We start from the raw sequence: 3169 nt of genomic DNA, 5'->3' as shown, positions 1-3169 counted from the left end.
GCGGGTGCGCGGTGCGGCGGCGGCGTGGGCCGTCGGGCCGTGCCACCAGCTGACGGCGGGGTCGGCGGGCGCGGCGGCGGCGCCGAGGTGCCGGGCGGGGTAGAGGCCGAAGGAGGCGGTGCACAGGTCGTCCGCGGTGCCGGGGGTGGCAGCGGCGAACCAGTGGGCGAGCCGCAGCAGCCCGGGGTCGGGCGAGAGCCCCTCGGCGGTCGCCTGCGGGCCGTCAGCACCGGTCCCGGCCACGGCATGGACCTCGACTTCGGCTTCGGCGGACGCTTCGGCTCCGCGTACGGCGAGGACGGCGTCGGCGGTTCCCCGTCCTGCCCCGCCCTTGCGTCCGTCCGGCCTGCCGGCGGCCACCCGGGTGGCGCCGACCGCGTACTCCTGCTGCTCCATGTCGGGGTCCAGACTAGACGGTGACCGGCTCACCCGGTGGCAGCAACCGTCCTCCCGAGGAACTCTCCGCAGGAGCCGTCGAAGCGGGCGCCCGCACCCCGTTTCCACCGGCCGCGCCGTCACTCCCCGCCGCCCGACCGGGTTACGCACCGGTAACCCGGTCTTCCGCCGCCCGGTCGACTCCCCTAAGGTCGATCTCCCCACCCCGAACGACTGCGGAGGCACACGCCGCATGAGTATCCGTACGACCACCCGCGCCACCGGCCTCGGCGGGCGCCTGCGTTCGGCCACCGGCCTGCTCGGCGGCTTCGCGGCCACCTCGGCGGCGCACCTGGGCTCGATCCTGTCCGGCGCGTCCGTCCTGCAGAACGCCACCAAGCCGGCCCTGATGCCGCTGCTGGCCGCGCACAGCGTGGCGGCGGCGTCCCGCGCCGGGCGCGAGGCGCCGAAGCTGCTGGCCCCGGCACTGCTGGCGAGCGCGGGCGGGGACGTGCTGCTGCAGCTGAAGAACGACACCGCGTTCCTGGCCGGCATGGGTTCCTTCGCGGCCGCGCACGTCTGCTACGTCACGATGTTCGTCCGGCGCGGGGCGCTCACCGACCGCCGACGGGCCCTGGTGGTCGCGGCCGCGTACGCGACGGCCTGGGCGGGCCTGGTCAGTCAGCTCTGGCCGGACCTCGGGGACCTCAAGGTGCCGGTGGCCGGCTACAGCCTGCTGCTCACCTCGACCGCCGTCACCGCGGCCGGGCTGAACTGGCGGACCGGGCTGGGCGGGGCGCTGTTCCTGCTCTCCGACACGCTGATCGCCACCCAGATCGCGAAGTGGCGCGAGCTGCCGGGGCATCAGTTCTGGATCATGGCGACGTATGTGCTGGCCCAGTACCTGCTGGCCAGCGGCACCCTCCAGCACCAGGAGCACCCGGAGCACCAGGAGCGACCCGAACGGCTGGAACCGGCGGCCGTCTGACGCACCACCGCGCCGCCGGTCCGGTCAGGATCCGGCGGCGCGGGGCGCGGCTGCCGAGGGGGCGGGGCCTTCAGGCGCCGCGCCGCCGGAGCAACCAGAAACCGCCGACACCGCCGGCCATCAGGGCCAGCCCTCCGGCCAGCTCCGCCGGGTCCGCCGCGACCGAGCCGCCGAGGCCGGTCTCCACCGCGCCGTGCGGGCCGACCTGCTGGCTGCCGGCACCGGACTGGCCGAGCGAGCCGGCCCACTCCCCCGCCGCCTTGCCCCAGTCGCCGAGGCCCTTGTCGGAGCCGCCGGCGGCGACGGTGCCGACCGTGACGGTGGTGGAGAAGGCACCGCCGTCCGGACAGGTGCCGTCGACCTTGCTGTCCCCGCCGTGCTGGGAGGCCAGCCGGGCGGAGCCGGTGTGCTTGCCGTCGGCTCCCAGGGTGAGGGTCGCCGGGCCGCCCTCGAAGGCGGCGGAGTGGGCGGTGATGGTCTTGGCGTCGGGCTTGTCCGACTTCTCGCAGGAGACCGTGACCGTCACGGTCTGGCCCGGTGCGGCCTGGGACGGGCTGACCGAGGCCGCGCCGTTTCTGGCGGACGCGAGGGGGGCCGTCAGACCGGTCAGCACCGTCGCGCCGATCAGGGCGGCGGCGGCCGTACGCATGGGGCGCATGCCGGAACCTCCGGGATTCTCGGGCGCAGCCGGGGACTCCCATGTCCACGTGGTGTGTCAACTGCACCCGGTTATTCACCGACGGTAGGCAGGCGCTCCCGGCCCGGCCACCGCTCAGGACCGTTCGAGCGACGGCCCGTCACCCAGTGTCAACATGGTGACTCAGAGGTCCAGGTCGACCACGACCGGGGCGTGGTCCGAGGTGCCCTTGCCCTTGCGGGCCTCGCGGTCCACGTAGCTGTCGGTGACGGCGTCGGCGAAGGGCTCGTTGGCGTACGTGAGGTCGATCCGCATGCCGCGGTTCTTCGGGAAGGCCAGCTGGCGGTAGTCCCAGTAGGTGTAGGGGCGGTCGTACTTCAGCGGGCGCGGCACCACGTCGTGCAGGCCGATCTCGTCGAGGGCGGCCAGGGCGGCGCGCTCGACGGGGGTGACGTGGGTGAGGCCCTCGAAGGCGGCGACGTCGAAGACGTCCTCGTCGGTGGGGGCGATGTTGAAGTCCCCGAGGACGGCGAAGGGGCGCGGGCCGGCCGCGTCCTCGGCGGCGGCCTTGCGCAGCGCCTCCAGCCACTCCAGCTTGTAGTGGAAGTGGGCGTGGTCGACCTCGCGGCCGTTGGGCACGTAGACCGACCAGACCCGGACCGGGCCGCAGGTTGCGGCGATGGCGCGCGGCTCGACGTCGGGCAGCAGGGCGCCGTCGGCCAGGTAGCCGGGCTGGCCGGGCAGGCCGCGCACGACGTCGTCCAGGCCGAGCCGGGAGACGATGGCGACGCCGTTCCAGCGGCCGGTGCCGTGCGCGGCCGTCTCGTAGCCGAGCTCGCGGACCTGCTCGTACGGGAAGGCGTCGGCCGCGCACTTGAGCTCCTGGAGGCAGAGCACGTCGGGCTTGGCGCTCTCCAGCCACTCCAGGAGCTTGGGCAGCCGCGCGGTGACGGAGTTGATGTTCCAGGTGGCGATGCGGACGGTCACGGCGGGCGGCCTTCCCGGTGGTTCGGTCGGTACGGACGGGGGTGGGCCCCCTGGGGAGGCCCACCCCGAACATACCGTCCGGCACCGACAACCCGGCCCGACCGGCGCCACGGCCGGTCCTGGCCCGCGCCGTGGCCGGTCCTGGCCGGCGGCGCCGGGCGTCAGCCCGCCGGCCGGACCAC

General features: G+C 74.9%; 4 protein-coding genes. 1 reads left to right on the top strand and 3 read right to left on the bottom strand.

Annotated features, from left to right (window positions below; genetic code table 11):
* A partial coding sequence (locus BG452_RS46160; protein WP_223243025.1) for a DUF2397 family protein occupies window positions 1-396 on the bottom strand: 396 nt, incomplete at its 3' end.
* A gap of 232 nt (window positions 397-628) precedes the next feature.
* On the opposite strand from BG452_RS46160, the gene BG452_RS32020 reads away from it, so the two are divergent.
* Window positions 629-1363, top strand: a complete 735-nt coding sequence (locus tag BG452_RS32020) for a lysoplasmalogenase (RefSeq protein ID WP_188307857.1) — start codon at window positions 629-631, stop codon at window positions 1361-1363.
* 70 nt (window positions 1364-1433) lie between these two features.
* On the opposite strand, the gene BG452_RS32015 is transcribed toward BG452_RS32020, so the two are convergent.
* A complete protein-coding gene (locus tag BG452_RS32015) occupies window positions 1434-2021 on the bottom strand; it encodes a hypothetical protein (RefSeq protein WP_188307856.1) in 588 nt (195 codons plus the stop codon).
* 162 nt (window positions 2022-2183) lie between these two features.
* Window positions 2184-2987 (bottom strand): exodeoxyribonuclease III, encoded by an 804-nt coding sequence (locus BG452_RS32010; RefSeq protein WP_188307855.1) that lies wholly within the window; start codon window positions 2985-2987, stop codon window positions 2184-2186.
* Between the last annotated feature and the right edge of the window lie 182 nt (window positions 2988-3169).

This window comes from Streptomyces sp. CBMA123, from assembly GCF_014596465.1.
Classification (GTDB): Bacteria; Actinomycetota; Actinomycetes; order Streptomycetales; family Streptomycetaceae; genus Kitasatospora.
The sequence above is the reverse complement of the archived record's forward strand: the minus strand, read 5'-3'. Positions and strand labels throughout refer to the sequence as shown.